Source organism: Streptomyces sp. NPDC126497, assembly GCF_040302425.1.
Taxonomy (GTDB): Bacteria; Actinomycetota; Actinomycetes; order Streptomycetales; family Streptomycetaceae; genus Streptomyces.
The window spans coordinates 196,280-214,855 of sequence record NZ_JBEORT010000003.1; the positions used below are offsets into that span (position 1 = coordinate 196,280).

Sequence of the window (18,576 nt, forward strand, 5' to 3'; positions counted from 1 at the left end):
GGTCCCGTGCGGGTCAGCCGGCCGCGCCGCCCAGGTGGTGGACGCGGACCATGTTGGTGGTGCCGGGGACCCCGGGGGGCGAGCCGGCCGTGATGATCACGGTGTCGCCCTCGCTGAAGCGGTGCAGCTTGAGCAGCTCCTGCTCCACCAGCTCGACCATCTCGTCGGTGCTGTTCACGAACGGCGCGACGTACGGCTCCACGCCCCAGCTGAGCGCCAGCTGGTTGCGGGTCGACTCGTCGGTGGTGAACGCCAGGATCGGCTGCACGGCGCGGTAGCGGCTCAGCCGCCGGGCGGTGTCGCCGGACTGGGTGAAGGCCACCAGGCCCTTGCCGCCGAGGAAGTCGGCGATCTCGCAGGCGGCACGGGCCACCGAACCGCCCTGGGTGCGCGGCTTCTTGCCGGGCACCAGCGGCTGCAGGCCCTTGGAGAGCAGCTCCTGCTCGGCCGCCTGGACGATCTTCGACATCGTCCGCACGGTCTCGATCGGGTACGCGCCCACGCTCGACTCGGCCGACAGCATGACCGCGTCGGCGCCGTCCAGGATCGCGTTGGCCACGTCGGAGGCCTCGGCGCGGGTCGGACGCGAGTTGGTGATCATCGACTCCATCATCTGGGTCGCCACGATCACCGGCTTGGCGTTGCGCCGGCACAGCTCGATCAGGCGCTTCTGCACCATGGGGACCTTCTCGAGCGGGTACTCGACGGCCAGGTCGCCGCGGGCGACCATGACGGCGTCGAAGGCCGCCACGACGCCCTCCATGTTCTCCACCGCCTGCGGCTTCTCCACCTTGGCGATGACCGGGACGCGGCGCCCCTCCTCGTCCATCACGCGGTGGACGTCGGCGACGTCCTTGGCGTCCCGGACGAAGGAGAGCGCGACCAGGTCGCAGCCCATCCGCAGGGCGAAGCGCAGGTCCTCGATGTCCTTCTCGGACAGCGCGGGCACGTTCACCGCCGCGCCGGGCAGGTTGATGCCCTTGTGGTCGGAGATGACGCCGCCCTCGATGACGATCGACTTCACCCGGGGGCCCTCGACGTCCAGCACCTTCAGCTCGACGTTGCCGTCGTTGATCAGGATCTGGTCGCCGCGGGAGACGTCGCCCGGCAGGCCCTTGTAGGTCGTTCCGCAGATCGTCTTGTCGCCCGGGACGTCCTCGGTGGTGATGGTGAACTCGTCACCGCGCACCAGCTCGACGGGACCCTCGGCGAAGGTCTCCAGGCGGATCTTCGGGCCCTGGAGGTCGGCGAGGACGCCGATGGCCCTGCCCGTCTCCTTGGCGGCGGCACGGACCCGGTCGTACCGGCCCTGGTGCTCGGCGTGCGAGCCGTGGCTGAAGTTGAAGCGGGCCACGTTCATGCCGGCTTCGATCAGGGCGACAAGCTGCTCGTGGGAGTCGACCGCGGGGCCGAGAGTACAGACGATTTTCGAACGGCGCATGGGGCGATCCTATCGGTTTGTTTCGCAGCGGAATATTCCGTCCGGCGGGAAATACACATGAGGAAGTACCTGCTCAGTTGTGCTTTCCGACCAGTGCGTATGTCTGCTGGGCGATCTCCCTTTCCTCGTCCGTCGGCACCACCGCGACCGCGACCCGCGCGCCCTCGGGCGAGATCAGCCGCGGTCCGCCGCCGCGCCCGGCGTTGCGCCCGGCGTCGACCGCCAGGCCCATCCCCTCCAGGCCCGCCACGGCCGCCTCCCGCACCGGAGCGGCGTTCTCCCCGACCCCGGCGGTGAAGACCACCGCGTCCACCCGTCCGAGAACGGCGTAATAGGCGCCGATGTACTTCTTCAGACGGTGAATGTAGAGGTCGAACGCGAGCTTCGCCCGTTCGTCGCCCGCGTCGATCCGGCGCCGGATCTCCCTCATGTCGTTGTCACCGCACAGCCCGACCAGACCGCTCCTCTTGTTCAGCAGAGCGTCGATCTCGTCGGCGGACATTCCGCCGACGCGCATCAAATGGAAGATGACGGCCGGGTCCATGTCTCCCGACCGCGTACCCATCACCAGCCCCTCCAAGGGCGTCAGCCCCATCGAGGTGTCCACGCAGCGTCCGCCCCGCACGGCCGAGGCGGACGCCCCGTTGCCCAGGTGCAGCACGATGACGTTCACCTCCTCGGGCGCCTTCCCCAGCAGCCTCGCGGTCTCCCGCGACACGTACGCGTGCGAGGTGCCGTGGAAGCCGTAGCGGCGGATGCGGTGCGCGTCGGCGGTCTCGACGTCGATCGCGTAGCGGGCCGCGGACTCCGGCATCGTGGTGTGGAAGGCGGTGTCGAAGACGGCGACCTGCGGCAGGTCGGGGCGCAGCGCCATGGCGGTGCGGATGCCGGTGAGGTTGGCCGGGTTGTGCAGCGGCGCCACCGGGATCAGCCGCTCGATCTCGGCCAGCACCCGCTCGTCGATCACCGTCGGCTCGGTGAAGTGCTTGCCGCCGTGCACCACCCGGTGGCCGATCGCGGCCAGCTCGGGGGAGTCCAGGCCGAGACCGTCGGCCGTCAGCTCCTCGGCCATCGCCTTCAGTGCGGCGGCGTGGTCGGCGACCTGCCCGGTGCGCTCCCGGGCCTCCCCGCCCGCCGCGAGCGGGACGTGCCGCACCAGGGAGGTCCGCTCGCCGATCCGCTCGACCAGACCGGAGGCCAGCCGACTGCCGTCGCGCATGTCCAGCAGCTGGTACTTCACCGACGAGGAGCCGGAGTTGAGGACGAGGACACGGGACGGACTCACTGGGCGGCTGCCTTCTCGCTCGGGGCCGGGGACTGGGCCTGGATCGCCGTGATGGCGACGGTGTTGACGATGTCCTGGACCAGGGCGCCCCGGGAGAGGTCGTTGACCGGCTTGCGCAGACCCTGGAGCACCGGCCCGACGGCGATGGCGCCGGCCGAGCGCTGCACGGCCTTGTAGGTGTTGTTGCCCGTGTTCAGGTCGGGGAAGATCAGCACGGTCGCCTGACCGGCCACCTCCGAGCCCGGCAGCTTGGTCGCCGCGACCGACGGTTCCACGGCCGCGTCGTACTGGATCGGCCCCTCGACCCGCAGCTCGGGCCGGCGCGAGCGCACCAGCTCGGTGGCGGTGCGCACCTTGTCGACGTCGGCGCCGGAGCCGGACGTGCCGGTCGAGTACGACAGCATCGCGATCCGCGGCTCCACCCCGAACCGGGCGGCCGTGACCGCCGACTGCACGGCGATGTCGGCGAGCTGCTCGGCGTCCGGGTCGGGGTTGACCGCGCAGTCGCCGTAGACCAGCACCCGGTCGGCCAGGCACATGAAGAAGACCGAGGAGACGATGTCCGCGTCCGGCTTGGTCTTGATGATCTCGAAGGCCGGCCGGATGGTCGCGGCCGTGGAGTGCACCGAGCCGGACACCATGCCGTCGGCGAGCCCCTCCTCCACCATCAGCGTGCCGAAGTAGTTGACGTCCGAGACGACGTCGTAGGCCAGCTCCACGGTGACGCCCCGGTGGGCGCGCAGGGCCGCGTACTTCTCGGCGAAGGAGTCCCGCAGCTCGGAGGTGGCCGGGTCGATCAACCGGGTGTCGCCGAGGTCGATGCCCAGGTCGGCGGCCTTCTTGCGGATCTGCTCGACGTCACCGAGCAGGGTCAGCTCGCACACGCCCCGGCGCAGCAGCACCTCGGCCGCGTGCAGCACCCGCTCCTCGGTGCCCTCGGGGAGGACGACCCGGCGCAGGTCCGAGCGGGCCTGCTCCAGCAGCTTGTGCTCGAACATCATCGGGGTGACGCGGTCGCTGCGGGGCGCGGAGACCCGCCGGGTGAGCTCGGCCGTGTCGGTGTACCGCTCGAACAGGCCGAGCGCCCGCTCCGCCTTGCGCGGGGTGGCCGCGTTCAGCTTCCCCTCCAGGGAGAACAGCTGCTCGGCGGTGGGGAAGCTGTTGCTCGGCACCGAGAGCACCGGCGTGCCGGGCGCGAGACGGTCGGCGAGGGTGAGGATGCGCTCGCCGGGCACCTCGTCCAGGGTCAGCAGCACGCCGGCTATCGGCGGGGTGCCGGCGCTGTGCGCGGCCAGCGAGCCCACCACCAGGTCGGCCCGGTCGCCCGGGGTGACCACCAGACAGCCCGGGGTCAGGGCGGCGAGGAGGTTCGGCAGCATGGCGCCGCCGAAGACGAAGTCCAGGGCGTCACGGGCGAGCCCCGAGTCGTCGCCGAGCACCACCTTCGCGCCGAGGGCGTGGACGATCTGGGAGACGGTCGGGGCGGACAGCGCCGGCTCGTCCGGCAGCACGTAGCAGGGCACCGGGAGCCGGGTGGCGAGCCGCTCGGCGATCTCGTCCCGCTCCTCGCCCGCGACCCGGTTGACCACCACGGCGAGCACGTCGCAGCCCAGGGTGTCGTAGGCGCGGTAGGCGTTGCGGGTCTCGGCGCGCACCGACTCGGCGGTCTGCCTGCGGCCGCCGACCACCGGGATCACCGAGGCGCCGAACTCGTTGGCGAGGCGGGCGTTCAGCGACAGTTCGTCCGGGAACTGGGTGTCGGCGTAGTCGGTGCCCAGGACCAGGACCACGTCGTAGTCGCGGGTGACCCGGTGGAACCGGTCGACGAGGGTGGACACCAGCTCGTCGGTGCCCTGCTCGGCCTGGAGGGCGGACGCCTCGTGGTAGTCCAGGCCGTAGACGGTCGACGGGTCCTGGGTGAGCCGGTAGCGGGCCCGCAGCAGTTCGAAGAGCCGGTCGGGCCCGTCGTGCACCAGGGGACGGAAGACGCCCACCCGGTCGACCTGCCGGGTCAGGAGCTCCATGACCCCGAGCTCGACGACCTGACGGCCGTCGCCGCGGTCGATACCGGTCACGTACACGCTGCGGGTCACGCGCGCTCTCCGTTTCGTCGGGGCCGCAAGAGGCATCGGCGGGCCACGAAACCGTCCACCGGGGTGAACGGATCACTCTTGACACTACCTCCGGTGCCGACTGGGACGCCCGCCCGCAGCGCGTCGGCGGAGCCCGGGGGGACGTGAAACAATCGGGACTGGCTCACCGGTATCGACAGCGACCAGGAGACACAGCACGATGCGCATAGGAGTGCTCACCGCAGGCGGCGACTGCCCTGGATTGAACGCCGTGATCCGGTCGGTCGTGCACCGGGCGGTCGACAACTACGGCGACGAGGTCATCGGCTTCGAGGACGGCTACTCGGGTCTGCTGGACGGCCGCTACCGCCCGCTCGACCTCAACGCGGTCAGCGGCATCCTGGCCCGCGGCGGCACCATACTGGGCTCCTCCCGGCTGGAGCGCGACCGGCTCCGCGAGGCCTGTGAGAACGCCTCCGACATGATCCGCGACTTCGGCATCGACGCGCTGATCCCGATCGGCGGCGAGGGCACGCTCACGGCGGCCCGCATGCTCTCCGACGCGGGCCTGCCGGTGGTCGGTGTCCCGAAGACCATCGACAACGACATCTCCTCCACCGACCGCACCTTCGGCTTCGACACGGCGGTCGGCGTCGCCACGGAGGCGATGGACCGCCTCAAGACCACCGCCGAGTCCCACCAGCGCGTGATGGTCGTCGAGGTCATGGGCCGGCACGCGGGCTGGATCGCCCTGGAGTCCGGCATGGCCGCCGGCGCCCACGGCATCTGCCTGCCCGAGCGCCCCTTCGACCCGGCCCAGCTGGTCAAGATGGTCGAGGAGCGCTTCTCCCGCGGCAAGAAGTTCGCGGTGATCTGCGTCGCCGAGGGCGCGCACCCGGTCGACGGCACCATGGACTACGGCAAGGGCGAGATCGACAAGTTCGGCCACGAGCGCTTCCAGGGCATCGGCACGGCCCTGGCGTACGAGCTGGAGCGGCGGCTCGGCAAGGAGTCCAAGCCGGTCATCCTCGGCCACGTCCAGCGCGGCGGTGTGCCCACGGCGTACGACCGCGTCCTCGCCACCCGCTTCGGCTGGCACGCGGTGGAGGCGGCGCACCGGGGCGAGTTCGGCAAGATGACCTCGCTGCGCGGCACCGACATCGTGATGGTGCCGCTGGCGGAGGCGGTGACCGAGCTGAAGACGGTCCCGACGAGCCGGATGGACGAGGCGGAGTCGGTCTTCTAGGAAGGGTGCTGGAGGGCGGCGGGTGCTTCGTCCCCGCCGCCCTCCAGCCGTCTGTGAGCGGAGTCGGCTGATCCGTGCGCGAGGGGCCCCGGGGCCTCCGGGTGAGCTGGGGCGGCGGGGCGAGACGCTCTCACAGGTCATCAGGCGCAGGGGCATCCGACACCGGATCGAGTGGGACGGTGGCGCACCGACATACGAGTGCGGTAGCCGCCCGCCGCGTCCGCGCGAACCCCCGGACGGCTCCCGGCGCGGTGCCGGTCGGACCTGACGCTCATCGGCGCCGAAGGCGGCTCGTCCGGCACACCGGTCAACGGCCGGCCCCGGTCCTGCACGGGATCGGGAGGATCCCGGCCGTGCGGGGCGAGGGGTCCTGCCGTCCGACGCCCGGAGCGGAGGCGGCTACTCGCCCTGCGGCGAAGGCGTCGGAGCGGGCAGCCCTCTCAGTATGTCGCGGACGGTGAAGTGCCCGAGTTCGGCCGCCATCGCGTCGGCGACCGTGCGGTCGAGCGTGTCCAGACTCTTCTGCACGGTGCGGCCCACCGCACAGGTCGGGGCGGGCTCGTGCCGGCCGAGTACCTGGTCGGTTCCCTGGAGCAACGACCAGACGCGGTCGAGCCGGATCTCCGCGGCGTCCGCGGCGAGCTGCCAGCCCCCGTGGACGCCGGGCCGTGACCGTACCAGCCCCGCGTCCCGCAGCGGGCCGAGCACGCGGCGCACGTAGACGGCGTTGACGTTGGTGCTCTCGGAGAGCTCCTCCGAGCTCACGGTGCGGCCCTCTGTGACGCCGGCCAGATAGGTCAGCACATGGACGGCGACGGCGAACTGGGTGTTGGTGGAGCGGGCCATACGGCCATCTTGCCATTCCGTAGTCGTCATGACTACAGTTCTAATCGTAACTGTGATGACTACAGATTGGTGCGGAACAATGATCGGCATCACCGGTGCTTCCGGCCCTCTCGGACGTGCCACCGCCGAACTGGTGCTGCGGGCCGTCGATCCGCGTGAGGTCGTCCTGACCACGCGTACGCCGGAGGCCCTCGCCGACCTCGCCACCCGCGGTGCGCGGGTGCGGCAGGCCGATTTCGACGACCCGCGCACCGCGGCGGCCGCGTTCGCCGGTGTCGAACGGCTCCTGATCATCTCCACGGACGCGGTGGGTTCCCGGCTCGACCAGCAGCGGGCGGCCGTCGCGGCGGCGGCCGAAGCGGGGGTCGCGCACATCGTGTACACCTCCGTTCCCGAGCCGGTGCCCGCCAATCCCGCCGTGGTGGTCGCCGACCACGCCGGCACGGAACGGGCGCTGCGGGAGAGCGGGCTGCGATGGACCGCGCTGCGCAACAACCTGTACGCGCACCTGCAGATCCCCGTCATCGAACAGGCCATCGCCACGGGCCGGCTGGTGACCAACAGCGGTGACGGCGCGGCGGCGTACGTCGCGCGGGAGGACTGCGCGGCGGCGGCCGCGGCGGTCCTCACCCAGGGCGGGTACGAGAACCGGGCCCTGGACATCACCGGTCCGGCGGCGGTCACCGCCCGCGATCTGGCGGACCTCGCGCGCGAGCTCGGCGGACGCGAGGTCGAACTCGTCGGCGTCGACGACCACGCGTTCGCCATCGGACTCGAGGAAGCCGGCCTGCCGGGCCCGGTGTCGGAACTGTTCACCTCGTTCGGCGCGTCGACGCGCGGCGGGTTCCTCGCCCACGTCAGCAGCGCGGTGGCCGACCTGACCGGTCGCGAGCCGAGGTCCTTCGCCGACGTGGTGCGCGCGGCCCGGAAGCCCTGACCCGATGACCGTGGAGAACGCGGTGGCCACCCGGGCCGGCAGCGCAGGAAGGGCCGTCCGCAGGATCTGCGTGCTGGTGCTCCTGGCGGCCCTCACCGCTCTCGGGCCGTTGTCCGTCGACGCCTACATACCCGGTCTGCCCCGGCTCGCCGACAGCCTGCACAGCCCGGCGTGGGCGGTCCAGCTCACCGTCACGGCATGTCTGGCGGGTCTGGCGACCGGGCAGCTCCTGGCCGGTCCGCTCAGCGACGCGCTGGGCCGGCGTGGGCCGCTGCTGCTCGGGCTCACCCTCTGCACCGCGGCGGGAGGGCTGTGCGCGCTCGCTCCGAACGTCTGGCTCCTCATCGTGCTGCGCGGGGTGCAGGGACTCGGCGGCGCCTTCGCCCTGGTGATCGCCTACGCGTACGTCAGCGACCTGCACGAGGGGAAGGCGGCGGCACGCTACTTCTCCCTGCTGACCCTCGTCACCGGCCTGGCACCGGTGCTCGCTCCGCTGATGGGAGCGCGGATCCTCGACGCGTGGAGCTGGCGGGCGGTCTTCGTGACCGTCGCGGCGTTCAGCGCCCTGGTCCTCGTCGCCTGTGCGGGAGCGCTGCCGGAGAGCCGTCCGCCGCGCCTGCGCCCGCGGTGGGAGTGGCGCGGGACGGGCTCGGTGTACGGCAGCCTGTTGCGGGACCGTACCCTGACCGGCCCCGTCCTCGCCAACGCCCTGACGTTCGCCGTGATGTTCGCCTACATCTCGGGCTCCCCGTTCATCCTGCAGAACCTGTACGGACTCAGCCCCCAGCAGTACAGCCTGGTGTTCGCGGTGAACGCGTTCGGGCTCGTCGCCGCGGCGGCGGCCGGCGGATCGCTCGTCGGGCGCCTCGGCGCGGGGCTGCTGTTGCGTGCCGGCGTGACCGGCACGGCGGTCGCGAGTGTCGTCCTGCTGGTCTTCGCGGTCGCGGGCCTGGGACTGTGGCCGATCCTGGCGGCCCTCTTCGTCGCGATCGCCCATGTGGGACTGGTACTGCCGAACGCGCCCGCGCTGGCCCTGCGCCACCGGGGAGCGAACGCCGGCGCCGCGGCGGCACTGCTCGGCTGCGGCCAGTTCCTGTTCGGCGGACTCGCCGCGCCCCTCGTAGGGCTCACCACCGCGCACAGCGCCGTACCCATGGCCACGGTCATGGCCGTCCTCGGGCTCGCGGCCTCGACCGTACTCATCACCGTGACTCCTGCCGGCACGGCAGGATCCCCCATCCGCACGAGCGGCGACCGGCCGCACGAGGAGGTCCACCATGACCACGGACACCGTCACTGACACCCTGCGCCTGCGCCGCCTCGGGTGGGCGGGCGTCGAGATCGGACTGGGCGACACAGTCCTGCTGATCGACCCGCTCGAGAACACCGCTCCGCTCGCACCCGTCATGGGTCAGCCCCGGCGCCCGCTGCCTCCCGTCGACGTCCCGGCGGGAACGCACGCCCTCATCACACATGCGCACCCCGACCACTACGACCGCGAGCTGATCGCGCGCCTGGCCGTCTCGGGGACCATCGGCTGCCACTCTCCCACCGCCGCGGCGCTGGCCGAGGACGGCATCACGGCCGTGGCGCAGGAACTGGGGGAACCGCGTCGTATCGGCGGGCTGACCGTCACCCCCGTCGCGTCGCTGGACTGGCGCGGCAGCGACTGCGATCAGGTCGCGTGGATCGTGGAGGGGGCCGGGGTCCGGATCATCCACTGCGGGGACACCATGTGGCACGGCAACTGGTGGCAGATCGCCCGTGACCACGGCCCGTTCGACGTGGCGTTCCTGCCCGTCAACGGCGTGATCGCCAGGTTCGAGGGCTACGAGGCCAACGTACCCGTCACCCTGACGCCCGAACAGGCGGTGGAGGCCGCGGCGGCTCTCGGCGCCACAGCGGCCTGCGCGATCCACTACGAACTGTTCGACAACCCTCCCGCGTACGTCGAACAGCCCGACATAGCCGAACGGTTCGGCCGTGCCGCCCATGAGCGGGGCATCACACCTCACCTCGTGACCGACGGCGAAGTCGTACCGCTCGGCAACTGACCCCCGCCTGCCGGCGGTGTCCGGTCACGGTTCGCCACGACGTGCCCGTCGTGTTCCAGGTCCTGGTGGGCATACAGTGCCGTCGCGAGGGTGTCCAGGTTGTTCGTCCCATAAAGGCCTTGGGCGGGTCGGCTACGAGTTCGCTGGCACCAGCCGCGTATGAAGAAGCGCTCGCAGCATCGCGGCGCCCGCCCCCACCGCTGCAAGGTGCAGGACCGCCGCGAGCGCGAGGTTTTCCGGCAGGGCCGCATCGGCCGGTTGCGCGACTGCCAGGTACAGGGTGAACGGAAGCTTCCAGCCGCTCCAGGCGAACAATGAGCCCGAGCCGAGCCAGCCGAACACCATCGGGCCCCATCGGGGGACTCGTGCGGGCCGGCCTCGGACGGCAGCCCAGGTGGCGGCGGACGCCACGAACGCCCAGAGCCCGAAGACGCCGGACAAAACATGCCAAGCGAGGTCCCGCTCGCCGCGGTGGGCGACCCCTGCGGTGCCGCCCACCGCCCAGTACAGCCAGATGAGGCCGACTGCGGCGCCGACCACCGTCATCCACGGCAGCGCCCTGGGCGAGCCTTCCCCACGGTCGCCGAGCCGACCCGCGAACGCGTCCGGCCGGCGCCGCCGCAAGTACGTGGGCAGCGCGATGGCCAGACCCAGCCCCATACCTACGAACCCGATCTGAACCAGCGCGGCCTCCCAGACCGGCATCGACGGGCCGGCGTCGCCCCCGCTCTTCGGATTGCCGTCCTCCGAGCCCAGCAGCGAACTGAGAACGACGTACGGCAGCACCGGGACGAGGAACCCCGTCCCCACCCAAGCGCAGAAGGCCAGGGGCGCCGCCGGTATGCGCATCCCCCACGGCCGCACCAGCGCGAGCGCCACCGCGATCCCGATCCCTGCCATACCGATCGTGGCGCTGTTGAGCACCACCCACTCCGCCTTGCCGAATCCGGTCCCGACCGGCAGCAGCCCCAAGAGCGAACCGACCACCCACGACACCTTGATCAGCAGGTAGGGCGTCAGCGCCAGTGCTGCCCCGTACGCCGCGACCCGCCCAGCCCGATCCCATCGATCCACTTGAACTCCCCATTCAAGCGACGGAGTTCAAGTCTTATTCACCACTGCCCCCACGGGCGTCAACCACCGGGCGCATCCATGTCATCACTCAGGAGGAGTGAGAATCAGCCGACGGGGGCACACAAAACCGCTGGGGCACGACGAGCCGCCGATTCAAGCCCCCGGCCAGCCGGATGCAGCGCTCAGTCACACCCTTGGAACTGATCATCTAGAGGAGGTGGTCGGCCTTGCCGGACTTGATGTCGCGAATGAGGGTGCGGAGGGCTTCGCGGGTGTCGGTGAGGTAGTGGTCCTCCTGGCCGGCGACGGCGATGTAGGCGTTGCCCTGGAAGTCGGTGCCTATGCGGAAGCAGTTGTTGCCCTCGGCGCAGAAGGGGTCTTCCCAGGTGATGTCGGGCATGGGGTCCTCTCGGAGGTCAGAGCTGTCGGGCGATGGAGTGGATGAGGTCGCGCGAGTCCTCGGGGGTGAGTGTGTGACCCTGCCACCAATCCATGTGGGCCTGGTATTTGGCGAGTTGGGCCTCGGAGTGAGTGAACTCGCCGCCGTGGGCGGAATCCAGCTGGACGGTGTCGAGCCGGGGAACCGGGCCGTAGGCGTAGAGCACGGCGTGCCCGGCGCCGGGGAAGGCGCCGGCTTCGACGGGGAGCACGCGCAGTTCGACGTTGTCGCGCTCGGAGACCTGACAGAGGTGGTGCAGCTGCTCGCGCATGATGCGACGCCCGCCGAACTGCATCCGCAAGGCCCACTCGTGCACGTACGCCACGTACTCGACCGGGCCCTCACGATCCAGAACCTGCTGACGCCGCAGGCGTTGTACGACGCGGAGCTCGACTTCGGAGTCGGGCAGGGGCGGAAGCGCCGCGGCGAAGACGGCACGGGCGTATTCGCCGAGTTGCAGCAGTCCCGGCACATGTACGGTCTGGTAGCTCCGCAGCCGGGTGGCGAACCACTCCAATTCGGCGACGTCCAGTAGCCCTTGGGGGAGGCTTCCCCGGTACTGCTGCCACCAGCCCCGCTTGCCCATGTCGGCCATGGCGACCAGAGCTTCGACGTATTGCTCGTCCGCGCACTCGTAGTTGCTGGCGAGCAGGCGGATCCGCTCCGGTGAGACGGCCCGGACGCCCGACTCCATGTTGGACACCTTCGTACGGTCCAACCCCAGCAGTCCGGCGGCGTACTCCGTGGTTCGCCCGGCAGCGAGGCGCATCCTGCGCAGCTCGGCGCCCAGCCGCCTCTGACGTTCCGTCGGCGCGGGCCGTGTCGGCATCAGTGCCCTTTCTCCATGACTGGTGGGGCCAGTCTGCACCGCGCGCGTCGCACGAGTCCAATACAAAGTGGGCAATGTGGATGAGTTGGTGGCACGTGTGTCACATTGGGGCGTACATTCAGTGATGAGCCGCTTACGGTCCGACGCCGTTGGAAGTGCATCGCGCGAGCCTGCCCGCGTCCTCCTTCCCTGGGAGGGACGGGCCCGCGTCAGGGAGACAGGCCCCCACTGGCCGGGGTCTCGGCGGTCTTCACATATTCGCAGTCAACAAGGGAGTTGCTCATGCCCGCGTCCGCAACTGGGGCCGTCCTCGCCTGCCCTGTGTTCGCCGAAAGGGCGGACTTCGCGCCGCCCTCACCCGACACGCTCTCGTACAGCCTCACGCTGCCCGCCGAGCCGGCCGGCTCGCGGATCGCGCGGGTCGCGACACGGGCCGCGCTGCAAGGGCACGGGCTGGAGGACATGGCGGACGCGGCGGTACAGGTGGTGGGGGAACTCATCGCTTGCGCCTGCCGGTTCACACCCGGGAGCGAGGTGTACGTGTCGCTGCGGTACCGGGAGGGAGCGCTGCGGGTGGTGCTCTACGACGGGCACCGGCGGCACGAGCACCCCCGGCTGGCCGCGGCCTGCGATGCGCGGCGGCGGGCGGCGTTGCGGGTGCTGGGGTGCGTGGTGCGGGAGTGCGACGGTGAGTGGGGGTTCGGGGAGGCGCGGGAGCCCGGGGGTGGGACGCGGATGTGGGCGGTGGTGCCTTGGCGGGGGGCTCGGGGGTATGCGGGGGTGAGGGGGAAGTCATTCCGGTAGTTCGGCGGCCCAGGTACGGGATTGCGCGGCCTCAGTAGGAGCGTTGGCCCGGGTGTAGGCGTCGGCGGCCTGGTGGTAGGCGGTGCGGGCCTCGGCGGGGCGATCGGCGGCCTCATAGGCGAGGGCCAAGTTGTTGAGTGTCTGCCCTTCGCCGTACCAGTCCTCGAACTCCCGGCAGATCTCCAGATCCTTGCCGTACGCCTCGATCGCCTCCTCTGTCCGGCCTGCCTCCTCAAGGGCGCTGCCAAGGTTGTTCCACGCCGTACCCTCGCGGTGGCGGTCTCCGGCAGCCTGGTACAGGTCGCGGGCTCGGATGTGGGCGTCGATCGCCTCCTCCGTCCGGCCTGCCTCCTCAAGGGCGATGCCGAGGTTGTTCCACGCCATGGCCTCGCGGTGGCGGTCTCCGGCTGCCTGGAGCAGGTCGCGGGCCCGGGTATGGGCGTCGATTGCCTCCCTCGCCCGGCCCACTTCCCGCAGGGCGCTGCCGAGGTTGTTCCACGCACTGGCCTCGCTGTGGCGGTCTCCGGCAGCCTGGTACAGGTCGCGGGCCCGGGTATGGGCGTCGATTGCCTCCCTCGCCCGGCCCGTCTTCCGCAGAGCAATACCGAGGTCGCCCCATGTCATAGCCTCGTCCAGCCGCCCCCCGGCAAGCTGCGCGGCCTCTCGCGCAGCCTCCGCGACGGCGATCCAGTCGTCGAAATGCCGCCGCCAGTCCAGGTACTCCCCCAGACACTCGGCCAGCCGCACCGCCGTGCCCGCGAACCGCTCCTCCCGCCCCCACCCCACCGCCGCCACCAGACCGGACCGCTCACCGTCCAGCCACGTCAATGCTTGCCCCCGCTCCTCGAACCGCTCCGGCACAGGCTTTCCCGGCAGCCACTGCAACCTGTCATCAGCCGCATGCGCCCATCGCCAGTAGAACTCCAGCACCCGCTCCTGCGCCGCTTGTCCTTCCTCCCGCAACCCCGCGTCCCCCGCCACCACACCTGAGCCGAACACCCGCACCAAGTCATGCAACCGCCATCGCAAGGCGGAAGTCGTCCCGTTGCCGCCACGAACCGGTGTGACGAGGTATCTGGCGGCCAGGTCCTCCAGCAGCGATAGCACGGACTCGGTGCTGAGGTCGGCAAGAGCGGCGATCGCCTCCGTGCCGGTCTCCGCGCTTGGCGAGAGGCAGAGCAGGCGTAGCAGCCGGGCCTGGCCGGGCGGCAGCCGACGATAGGAGGTCTCCAGAACAGGCCGCAGGACGAGTGAACGTCCGTACAGGTCGGTTCCCGGAGTGCCATGGTCGAGGGCGGTGGTTGCGTCCCCGGCCTCCCGGATCTCGGCCACCAGAGAGGTGATGTCCCGATGGCGGCGCCGCCGCAGCATGCCCGCTGCGATCTGGAGGGCCAGGGGCAGGTGCCCGCACAGATTGGCCAGCTCGCGCAGGGCCCCGGGCTCACGCGCCGGGCGGTCGTCCCGTTCGTCGGTGTCGTGCAGGGCACGGGTCAGAAGGGCGACGGAGTCGTCCGGGGCAAGTGTTTCCAGGTCGATCAGGCGTACCGGGAGGGCGTCGGGGCGATCCCGGGAGGTGATGAGCACCCGGTGGTGGTCCGTGCCAGGTAGAAGTGACAGGTACTGGGCGGGATCCGAGGCGTTGTCCAGGATCAGCAGCATCCGGTCCTGTCGATTGGCGAGGAGCGCGCGATATGCGTCGTACTGGCGGTCCGCTGTCGGTGGCAGGTCTCCGTCCCGCGCCCCCAGCGCGTCGAGCAGTGCCAGAACCGCCTGATCAGCCGTGACCGGGTCCTCGTCGTACCCGCGCAGGTCCACGAAAAGCGTTCCGCCTGGGAACCAACCCTGCGCATGGGCCTGGTGCGCCGCCTCCACAGCCAATGCGGTTTTGCCGACGCCACCCATGCCCGTGACGGCGAAGATGAGGAGCGGCAGCGCGGCCGTGTCGTCCTCGGCGGGGGAGAGGTGCGGGAGCAGGCGGTCCAGGTCCTTCGATCGGCCGGTGAAGCCCAGCGGGCGGGGTGGGAGGGTGGTGGTCGCTCGCGGGACCGGGCCGTGGACGGTCCCCTTAGCGCTGCCCTCCGCTCTGTTTGCCGGTGACGGGGCCGTGGAAGGTGCCGTCCCGGAAGTCGATGTGGTCTCCGCCGTACGTCGCTCCGCCGTCTCCGTGCCGATGGGGACTCTCCTTGGAGTCGGAGGAACCCTCGCGGGGCCGGTGCTTGTGCAGCACCGCCACCGTCACCGCAGCGGCCTGCTCGGCGGCGTGCTTCTGAGAACCCGAGGCGTCGGCCTTGTGCTTCCCCGCGTCGGCGCGGTCGCTGATGCCCCGGATCACCAGGGCGTTCACCTGGCCGTTCAGGTGGGCCGCATGGAGCGCGCCGGAGCCCTCCATCTCGATCGCGCCCGCGTCGTTGTAGTTCGTGCGGAGGTGGCGGGCGATCTCGGACCCGGCGTCCGCCAGGACCACGTCGCCCGTGGCGATCGGCAGGAAGTGCGCCCGTACGTCGGGCATGTCCCGCACGGCGGAACGGGCCGCCTGGTCGAGGGCGTGCGAGCCCGGCAGGGCGTTCGGTCGGACCAGGAAGCCCTCCGGCGTCCGCTTGCCGCCGTGGATCTCGTACACCTTCGTGCCCACGACGACGTCGCCGATCCCGACGTCGTCCTTCAGGCTGCCGGCGACACCGACGAAGAACACGGCCTCGGGACGTAGCCAGGTGATGAGCTGGGTGGCGAGGGCGGCGGCCCGCTCGGTGCCCATGCCCAGTTCGGCGAGGGCGACGTGCCAGGAGGTGCCGGGGAGCCGGCCCTTCTCGACCCGGGTCCCGTCACGGTGCACCCGTTCCTCCCGCTCCTCGACGTGCGCGCGGACGGCGGTGTATTCGAGCGGAAGCGCGGTCAGGACCAGAACAACGGGCCGGGTCTCCTGCATAGTCATAAGTTACAACCGGGGGAAGGGGATCGAGTGGCGGAACAGGACCTCACCGTCGGGCAGTTGCTGCTCGCCGAGTACCAGACCGTGAAGGACGAGCAGAAGGCGAGGATCGGGTTCCGGGACAACCTCCTCTACGTGACGCTGGCCGTCGTGGCCGCCGTCATCGCCGCAGCGGCCCAGGCGAAGCAGCCCTCGATGCTGCTGGCGCTGCCGCCGGTGTGCGTCGTCCTCGGCTGGACCTACCTCGTCAACGACGAGAAGATCTCGGCCATCGGCCGCTACGTCCGGGACGATCTGGGACCCCGGCTGGCCGCCCTTGCGGCGCACGGGGGTGGTTTCACGACGTTCGGGTGGGAGGCGTACCACCGGAGCGACACCCGGCGCCGGTCCCGCAAGGCCATTCAGATGGTGATCGACCTGACGGCGTTCTGCGCGGTACCGCTGGCCGCCCTGGTCGTGTTCTGGGTGAACGGCGACGGCGGCGGGCTGATGGTCACGCTGTCGGTGCTGGAGGCGCTCGCCGTGGCGGGGCTCGGCTCACAGATCGTCCGGTACGCGAAAACGGCATGAACACATATACCCCGTACTACCTTTGACGCTCTGTCGTAATTTCTTGACGGGGGCGAGTACGGCGCATGGAAGCGGCACTGCTGGCGGCCCTGGCCGAGGGCGCGGGAGGGGACGGTGGCCGCCGGGCGGTGGAGAGGCTGGCGCGGGCGGTGGGGCTCGACACCGGTGCGTCCGCCCGGGAGATCGCCGAGGCGGCGGAGGGTCCGGCCCGGCGGGAGGCCGTGCGGGAGTGGGGCGAGACGGTGGCCGACCTGCTCGCCGCCGATCCGCGGGGCGTCGCCGGTGCCGTCGCGCGGGCCATGGAGCGGTCCGCGCCGGGAAGCGGGACGTCCTGGTACGACGGCGACCACACCGACTTCCGCGGCGGGGTCTTCCTGCGCGAGGTGGTCGGCGTGCAGGTCGTGATCCAGCAGGGCGGGGCCGCCGTCCCGGAGGCGATGGCCGGCCTGCCGCCGAGGCCCGGCGGGTTCACGGGCCGGGAGCGCGAGACGGAGGACCTGCTGCTCGCGCTGGACCCGGCCGGGGCGCGGCCGGCCGGGGCGGCGGCGACCCTCGTCGCCGCCGTGTCCGGCCTCGGCGGCATCGGCAAGACCGCGCTCGCCGTCGAGACCGCGCACCTGGCCCGTGAACGGGGCTGGTTCCCCGGCGGGGTCCTCTTCGTCGACCTGCACGGTTACGACCGGAAGCCCGTCACCGCCGACCGCGCCCTCCAAGCCCTGCTGCGCGCCCTCGGCACCCCGCCGGAACACATCCCCACCACGACGGACGAGCGGACGGCGCTCTACCGCTCCACGCTGGCCACCCGGGCTGACGAACGCGGCGCGGTGCTGGTCCTGGCCGACAACGCCTCCTCGCCGGACCAGGTACGACCCCTCTTGCCGGGCGACTCCCGGCACCACGTCCTGGTCACGTCGCGCGACCGGCTGCCCCAGTTGGGCGCGCGGCTCGTTCCCCTGGACCAGCTCGGCCCGAGGGAGGCGTACGAACTCCTCGACCGTGCCCTGCGTATCGCCGACCCGGACGACAGCCGGGTGGCCGACGACCCCGACACGGCAGAGCGGCTCGCCGGCCTCTGCGGGCACCTCCCGCTGGCCCTGCAGATCGCGGCCGCCCTGCTGGCGGAGGACCCGGACAAGCCGGTGACCGAGTTCGTGACGGAACTGGCCGAGTCCCGTGACCGGCTCGACCACCTCGACGACGGCGAGCGCAGCGTCCGCGCCGCCTTCGAGCTCTCCTACCGCCGACTGCCGCCCGAGCAGGCTCGGCTGCTGCGCCTGCTCGCCCTCGCGCCGGGGCCCGAGGTGAGCGACGAGGTCGTCGCCGCGCTGGTCGGTGCCGAGGAGCCTCCGGTGCGGGCTTTGAAGGCGCTGTCCCGTGCCCACCTCGTGGAGAGGGGGAGTGGGCGCGGATGGTGGCGGTTGCACGACTTGGTGCGGGTGTTCGGGGAGGGTGCGGTGGTGGGGGATGCGGGGCTGCGGAAGGAGGGGGAGGCGGCGCGGAAGCGGGTGCTGGGGTTCTACGTGCAGTGGGCGTATGCGGCCGATGACCGGTTGCGGTGGCTGCCGGGGAGGGCGGAGCCGGAGCGGTTCGGGGACCGGGGGCAGGCGTTGGCGTGGCTGGACGCGGAGCGGTCCGGTCTGGTCGCGGCGGTGGGGTGGGGGCAGGAGGAGCGGTTCGCGGGCACGGCGATGCGGCTGGCCTTGTATCTGGGGGAGTATCTGTACTGGCGGCGGTACTTCGATGACTTGATCGCCGTCGCGGAGGCGGCGCGGGAGGCCGCGCAGCTTGTCGAGGACCGGCGCGGCGAGGCCATGACGTGGAGCCACCTCGGCATCGCTCTGCGGGATGTGGGCCGGGCGGAAGAGGCGATTGGCGCGCACAACCGGGCCCGTGACCTGTACCGGGCCGCCGGAGACCGCCTCCACGAGGCCATGGCGTGGGACCACCTCGGCCTTGCTCTGCGGGATGTGGGCCGGGCGGAAGAGGCGATTGGCGCGCACAACCGGGCCCGTGACCTGTACCGGGCCGCCGGAGACCGCCTCCACGAGGC

At 71.3% G+C, this 18,576-nt stretch carries 16 protein-coding genes; 7 read left to right on the top strand and 9 right to left on the bottom strand.

Annotated elements, in window-relative coordinates; all coding sequences use genetic code 11:
- Positions 1-13: 13 nt before the first annotated feature.
- The 3 genes from pyk to pta form a co-directional block, all read right to left on the bottom strand.
- Positions 14-1,441, bottom strand: a complete 1,428-nt coding sequence (pyk, locus tag ABTY20_RS03365; protein WP_351995318.1) for a pyruvate kinase — start codon at positions 1,439-1,441, stop codon at positions 14-16.
- Positions 1,442-1,514: 73 nt separating this feature from the next.
- The gene (locus ABTY20_RS03370) at positions 1,515-2,726 is read right to left on the bottom strand and encodes an acetate kinase (RefSeq protein WP_351995319.1); all 1,212 of its coding nucleotides are present in this window, start codon (positions 2,724-2,726) and stop codon (positions 1,515-1,517) included.
- Positions 2,723-4,819 (bottom strand): phosphate acetyltransferase, encoded by a 2,097-nt coding sequence (gene pta, locus ABTY20_RS03375; RefSeq protein ID WP_351995320.1) that lies wholly within the window; start codon positions 4,817-4,819, stop codon positions 2,723-2,725. The genes ABTY20_RS03370 and pta overlap by 4 nt, the downstream gene beginning before the upstream one ends.
- 199 nt (positions 4,820-5,018) lie before the next feature.
- Between pta and ABTY20_RS03380 the strand changes: the two genes are divergently transcribed.
- On the top strand, positions 5,019-6,044 hold the full coding sequence (locus ABTY20_RS03380; RefSeq protein ID WP_351995321.1) for an ATP-dependent 6-phosphofructokinase: 1,026 nt from the start codon (positions 5,019-5,021) through the stop codon (positions 6,042-6,044).
- Between the two features lie 399 nt (positions 6,045-6,443).
- Here ABTY20_RS03380 and ABTY20_RS03385 read toward each other — a convergent pair whose 3' ends face one another.
- Positions 6,444-6,890, bottom strand: coding sequence for an Rrf2 family transcriptional regulator (locus ABTY20_RS03385; RefSeq protein ID WP_351995322.1), 447 nt, complete (start codon positions 6,888-6,890; stop codon positions 6,444-6,446).
- 55 nt (positions 6,891-6,945) lie between these two features.
- Between ABTY20_RS03385 and ABTY20_RS03390 the strand changes: the two genes are divergently transcribed.
- Genes ABTY20_RS03390 through ABTY20_RS03400 form a run of 3 tightly spaced genes read left to right on the top strand, consistent with a single transcriptional unit; the run spans position 6,946 to position 9,881 of the window.
- Positions 6,946-7,827 carry an NAD(P)H-binding protein gene (locus ABTY20_RS03390; protein ID WP_351995323.1) on the top strand — a complete coding sequence of 294 codons (882 nt, stop codon included), beginning with the start codon at positions 6,946-6,948 and terminating at the stop codon, positions 7,825-7,827.
- A 4-nt stretch (positions 7,828-7,831) separates the two neighbouring features.
- A complete protein-coding gene (locus tag ABTY20_RS03395) occupies positions 7,832-9,127 on the top strand; it encodes a multidrug effflux MFS transporter (protein WP_351995324.1) in 1,296 nt (431 codons plus the stop codon).
- Positions 9,105-9,881 (top strand): MBL fold metallo-hydrolase, encoded by a 777-nt coding sequence (locus tag ABTY20_RS03400; RefSeq protein WP_351995325.1) that lies wholly within the window; start codon positions 9,105-9,107, stop codon positions 9,879-9,881. Before ABTY20_RS03395 ends, ABTY20_RS03400 begins: the two co-directional genes overlap by 23 nt.
- A gap of 132 nt (positions 9,882-10,013) precedes the next feature.
- On the opposite strand, the gene ABTY20_RS03405 is transcribed toward ABTY20_RS03400, so the two are convergent.
- The 3 genes from ABTY20_RS03405 to ABTY20_RS03415 form a co-directional block, all read right to left on the bottom strand.
- A complete protein-coding gene (locus tag ABTY20_RS03405) occupies positions 10,014-10,955 on the bottom strand; it encodes a hypothetical protein (protein WP_351995326.1) in 942 nt (313 codons plus the stop codon).
- A 208-nt stretch (positions 10,956-11,163) separates the two neighbouring features.
- Positions 11,164-11,355 carry a hypothetical protein gene (locus tag ABTY20_RS03410; RefSeq protein ID WP_351995327.1) on the bottom strand — a complete coding sequence of 64 codons (192 nt, stop codon included), beginning with the start codon at positions 11,353-11,355 and terminating at the stop codon, positions 11,164-11,166.
- Positions 11,356-11,371: 16 nt separating this feature from the next.
- The gene (locus ABTY20_RS03415) at positions 11,372-12,223 is read right to left on the bottom strand and encodes a helix-turn-helix domain-containing protein (protein ID WP_351995328.1); all 852 of its coding nucleotides are present in this window, start codon (positions 12,221-12,223) and stop codon (positions 11,372-11,374) included.
- Between the two features lie 282 nt (positions 12,224-12,505).
- Between ABTY20_RS03415 and ABTY20_RS03420 the strand changes: the two genes are divergently transcribed.
- Positions 12,506-13,027, top strand: a complete 522-nt coding sequence (locus ABTY20_RS03420; RefSeq protein ID WP_351995329.1) for an ATP-binding protein — start codon at positions 12,506-12,508, stop codon at positions 13,025-13,027.
- On the opposite strand, the gene ABTY20_RS03425 is transcribed toward ABTY20_RS03420, so the two are convergent.
- Positions 13,016-14,959 carry a tetratricopeptide repeat protein gene (locus tag ABTY20_RS03425; RefSeq protein WP_351995351.1) on the bottom strand — a complete coding sequence of 648 codons (1,944 nt, stop codon included), beginning with the start codon at positions 14,957-14,959 and terminating at the stop codon, positions 13,016-13,018. The two genes, ABTY20_RS03420 and ABTY20_RS03425, sit on opposite strands and share 12 nt — an antisense overlap.
- A 133-nt stretch (positions 14,960-15,092) precedes the next feature.
- Positions 15,093-15,953 carry a 5'-methylthioadenosine/S-adenosylhomocysteine nucleosidase gene (locus tag ABTY20_RS03430; RefSeq protein WP_351995330.1) on the bottom strand — a complete coding sequence of 287 codons (861 nt, stop codon included), beginning with the start codon at positions 15,951-15,953 and terminating at the stop codon, positions 15,093-15,095.
- 33 nt (positions 15,954-15,986) lie between these two features.
- Between ABTY20_RS03430 and ABTY20_RS03435 the strand changes: the two genes are divergently transcribed.
- Complete coding sequence (locus ABTY20_RS03435; RefSeq protein WP_351995331.1) at positions 15,987-16,526, top strand: hypothetical protein; 540 nt, start codon at positions 15,987-15,989, stop codon at positions 16,524-16,526.
- Between the two features lie 65 nt (positions 16,527-16,591).
- On the top strand, positions 16,592-18,576 hold a 1,985-nt coding region (locus ABTY20_RS03440; RefSeq protein ID WP_351995332.1), incomplete at its 3' end, for a tetratricopeptide repeat protein.

Coding starts and splice junctions, on each gene's coding strand:
- pyk (WP_351995318.1), bottom strand. CDS start 1,441: ATGCGCCGTTCGAAAATCGTCTGTACTCTCGGCCCCGCGGTCGACTCC.
- ABTY20_RS03380 (WP_351995321.1), top strand. CDS start 5,019: ATGCGCATAGGAGTGCTCACCGCAGGCGGCGACTGCCCTGGATTGAAC.
- ABTY20_RS03385 (WP_351995322.1), bottom strand. CDS start 6,890: ATGGCCCGCTCCACCAACACCCAGTTCGCCGTCGCCGTCCATGTGCTG.
- ABTY20_RS03390 (WP_351995323.1), top strand. CDS start 6,946: ATGACTACAGATTGGTGCGGAACAATGATCGGCATCACCGGTGCTTCC.
- ABTY20_RS03395 (WP_351995324.1), top strand. CDS start 7,832: ATGACCGTGGAGAACGCGGTGGCCACCCGGGCCGGCAGCGCAGGAAGG.
- ABTY20_RS03400 (WP_351995325.1), top strand. CDS start 9,105: ATGACCACGGACACCGTCACTGACACCCTGCGCCTGCGCCGCCTCGGG.
- ABTY20_RS03410 (WP_351995327.1), bottom strand. CDS start 11,355: ATGCCCGACATCACCTGGGAAGACCCCTTCTGCGCCGAGGGCAACAAC.
- ABTY20_RS03415 (WP_351995328.1), bottom strand. CDS start 12,223: ATGCCGACACGGCCCGCGCCGACGGAACGTCAGAGGCGGCTGGGCGCC.
- ABTY20_RS03420 (WP_351995329.1), top strand. CDS start 12,506: ATGCCCGCGTCCGCAACTGGGGCCGTCCTCGCCTGCCCTGTGTTCGCC.
- ABTY20_RS03430 (WP_351995330.1), bottom strand. CDS start 15,953: ATGCAGGAGACCCGGCCCGTTGTTCTGGTCCTGACCGCGCTTCCGCTC.